This window comes from Streptomyces sp. HSW2009, assembly GCF_040240285.1.
Taxonomy (GTDB): domain Bacteria; phylum Actinomycetota; class Actinomycetes; order Streptomycetales; family Streptomycetaceae; genus Streptomyces.
This window is the reverse complement of sequence record NZ_JBEHZD010000718.1, coordinates 1-3,293: the sequence shown is the minus strand read 5'-3', so window position 1 is coordinate 3,293 and position 3,293 is coordinate 1. Positions and strand designations below refer to the sequence as shown.

Sequence of the window (3,293 nt, the reverse complement as noted above, 5' to 3'; positions counted from 1 at the left end):
CCCCCCCCCCCCCCCCCCCCCCCCCCCCCCCCCGGGGGGTGGGCCAGGCGCGTTCGTTGCCCTACTGGTCGGTGGCTTCGGCAGCTTCGGCGGCCTCTGCTGCTTCCTGTTCGAGCAGTTGGTCCTCGGTGGCGCCCAGCCGCCAGTAGCCGGTGAACTTGACGGCCTTGCGGTCGAACCCGCGCTCGCCGACCAGGTGCCGGCGCAGGGCGCGGATCGTGCCGGACTCGCCCGCGATCCAGGCGTACGGGGTGCCGGCGGGCAGTTCGGCGGCGCGGACCGCGTCCACCGTGCGCTGGCCGTGTTCGGGGGCTTCGGCGGCGCCCGCGGGGGTCTGGTCCCGCACGATCCAGGTGATGTCGGCGGCGGCCTCGGTCGGCAGGTCCTGCCGGTCATCGGCGTGTTGGACCTCGATCCACACCGCGGCCGGGGTGCCGGCCGGAAGCCAGGCGAGGATGCCGGCCACGGCGGGCAGCGCCGTCTCGTCCGCGGTGATCAACACCCAGTCGGTGCCGGGTCGCGGCGTGCCGTCCCGGTCGGTGGCCAGCGGGACGCCGCCGATGCCGGGCGGCTGGAAGTCCACGCCGCCGTTCTCCTCGGCGGTCGGGCCGAGCAGGGTCGCCCGGTCGCCGGGGGCCGCGGCGGCGGCCCAGCGGGAGGCGGGACCGGTGTCGCCGTGCAGGGCGAAGTCGATGTCCACCTCGTCCGGGTCGCGGCGGTGCTCGCGCACCGTGTACGTGCGCATGACACCGCGGACGGCGGGGTCCATGGCGCGCCACTGGGGGTACCAGGACAGGTCGTTGGTGCGCGGCACGACCGGCGCCTCCTGGCCCGGCTGCGGGAGGAAGAGCTTGAGCCGCTGGTCCCGCCCGCCGTTCACGAAGGGCGCCAGCCCCTCGCCGCCGAAGGTGACGCGGACGAAGCTGGGGCTCAGCCGCTCGGCCCGCACGACCCGCAGGTCGAAGAAGCTGTAGGGCGGGTTCGCCATGGTGGTGCCTTCCGTCGTTGGGTCGACTGCGGTGACTGCGGTGACTGCGGTGGAGTGGAGTGGGGCGGGCCGGAGGGCCGGGGTCAGGCGGCCGGGCTGGTGTGAGTGGTGTGGGCTGTGGGGCTCGGGTGGGTGCGGCGCGTCGTACCCGGCCAGGTGGTGTGGGCTCCGTCCGGTCGGAACCGTGGGCGGCGGGGTGGCGGTGCCGGCGCCGTTGCCGCGGGCCGCCTGTGCCGTTGCCCGGGGCGGTCGGCATGCGCGGGGCCGCCGGGGGTGCGCGGGGCGTGCGGACGGTGCATCGGCGGCCTTGCTCTGAGTGCGGGTGCGGGCTCTGTGGTGCCGGGCTCCGCCCCGTCGGTAGATGGGAAAACCACCTGGTCAAAGGGGTGTGCGGCACGACAGGGGACGTAAAACGAGAGTTAGGTTAACCTAACCTAATGTTGGGCGGCAGTCCCGGTCGCCCCTGTCTTCAGAGGCGGAGTTCCGTGTGACCGTGGTGAGCCCCCTGCCGGCCGCGGTGCCGACGGCGGCCGAGGCTCCCGGGCGTGCTCCCCGCGGCCCCGGCACGATCCGGACGACCGGCCCGACCGACCCCACTGACCTGTCCGAGCCGACCGGCCTCGCCGACCTGTCCGGCTGCCCCGGCTCGTTCCCCGCGCTGCCGCACGCCGGCCCTTTCGGCGCCGCGGGGCCCGTCCGACCAGCGCTGATGGGGCATCGTAACGTCCCTGTCGTGAGCTCTCGTACGGTTGTCGCGGTACGGGGCGGACGCCCGGCGGAGGCCGAGCCCGGCGCGGCGGGTGGTGGGCGGGGCGATTGCCCGGGGGCGCGTCGCGGGCGGCGTGTCGGCGCCGGGCGGCAGGTGGGACGGGCGACAGGTGGGACGGGCGTGGCAGCAGTGACAGGGGTCTCGGCATGAGCAACAACGACGACGACAAGGACACCGAACGGACCGTGGCTTCCTCTCCTGATGCCTCTGTGGCAACCCCCGCTCAGCAGCGGCTCACCGGGCAGGACCTCACCCTGGCCTATGACCGGCGCACCGTTGCCGAGAACCTGTCGGTGTCCATTCCGGACCATTCGTTCACGGTCGTGGTCGGGCCGAACGCCTGCGGCAAGTCGACCCTGCTGCGGGCGCTGTCGCGGATGCTCAAGCCCACGGCCGGTTCGGTGCTCCTGGACGGCCAGGCCATTTCGTCGCTGCCGGCGAAGAAGGTGGCCAAGACGCTGGGGCTGCTGCCGCAGAGTTCCATCGCGCCGGACGGCATCACCGTCGCCGACCTGGTGGCCCGGGGTCGGTACCCGCACCAGGGGCTGTTGCGGCAGTGGTCCGAGACCGACGAGCGGGTCGTCGAAGAGTCGATGGCCTCCACCGGCGTCACCGAACTGGCCGACCGCTTCGTGGACGAACTCTCCGGCGGCCAGCGGCAGCGGGTGTGGATCGCGATGGCGATCGCCCAGCAGACGCCGCTGCTGCTGCTCGACGAGCCGACCACCTACCTCGACATCCAGCACCAGATCGACGTGCTGAACCTCTGTGCCGACCTGCACGAGGAGCAGGGCCGCACGCTGGTGGCCGTGTTGCACGACCTCAACCACGCGGCGCGCTACGCCACGCACCTGATCGCCATGCGCGACGGCGAGATCGTCGCCGAGGGCGAGCCGGGCGAGATCGTCACCGCCGAACTGGTCGAGCAGGTCTTCGGCCTGCGCTGCCAGGTGATCGACGACCCGGAGACCGGCACGCCGCTGGTGATCCCGGCGGCCCGGCGCTCGCGCCGCGCGGCAGCGACGCCCGTCGGAGCGGCGGACTCCGCCGCGGGGGACGCGGACCGTGCGACGGTGCCCGCGCCTGCGGTCGCGCCGTAGGGATACGCGCAACTGGATGCGTACGTGCGCGCGTACGGGCAAGCGTACGCGCGCGTGGCTGGAGCCGCCCGGACGCGGGGAGCCCGGTCGCGCAGATGGTCGACCGGGCCGGCACGGAGCGCCGTCCAAGGTCGCCGTCGGCGCTGACCGTACGCCGCCACCCCGTCGTGGGCCGCTCGGCCAGGCCGTGGTGCACGGTAGCGTCGGCGCCATGGATGAGCCCATGCCCAGCGCGCCCGCCCGGCCGGGGCCGCCGCGTACTGCTTCGTCGGCGTCCGCCCAGAGCTCCGTCCCGGAGGCGGACCGCGACACTCGGCAGGCTCCGCAGCCGCCCGCCCCGAGCCCGGCGACTGAAGGGCTCACCGAGGTCGAACGGCGGCCCGCCCCCGGACGGCCCGCTGCCGGCGCGCCGGAAGGGGCCCGCCCCCCCCAACCC

At 74.6% G+C, this 3,293-nt stretch carries 2 protein-coding genes and 1 pseudogene; 2 read left to right on the top strand and 1 reads right to left on the bottom strand.

The features are described 5' to 3' along the window. Positions 1-61 precede the first annotated feature (61 nt). Positions 62-988 carry a siderophore-interacting protein gene (locus AAHZ94_RS31240; RefSeq protein WP_349997084.1) on the bottom strand — a complete coding sequence of 309 codons (927 nt, stop codon included), beginning with the start codon at positions 986-988 and terminating at the stop codon, positions 62-64. 915 nt (positions 989-1,903) lie between these two features. On the opposite strand from AAHZ94_RS31240, the gene AAHZ94_RS31235 reads away from it, so the two are divergent. Both AAHZ94_RS31235 and AAHZ94_RS31230 read left to right on the top strand, forming a co-directional pair. Next, entirely contained in the window at positions 1,904-2,857 is a 954-nt protein-coding gene (locus tag AAHZ94_RS31235; RefSeq protein ID WP_349997083.1) for an ABC transporter ATP-binding protein, read from the top strand. Positions 2,858-3,068: 211 nt separating this feature from the next. Beyond that, positions 3,069-3,293, top strand: a pseudogene (locus AAHZ94_RS31230) (hypothetical protein); the annotation flags it as partial.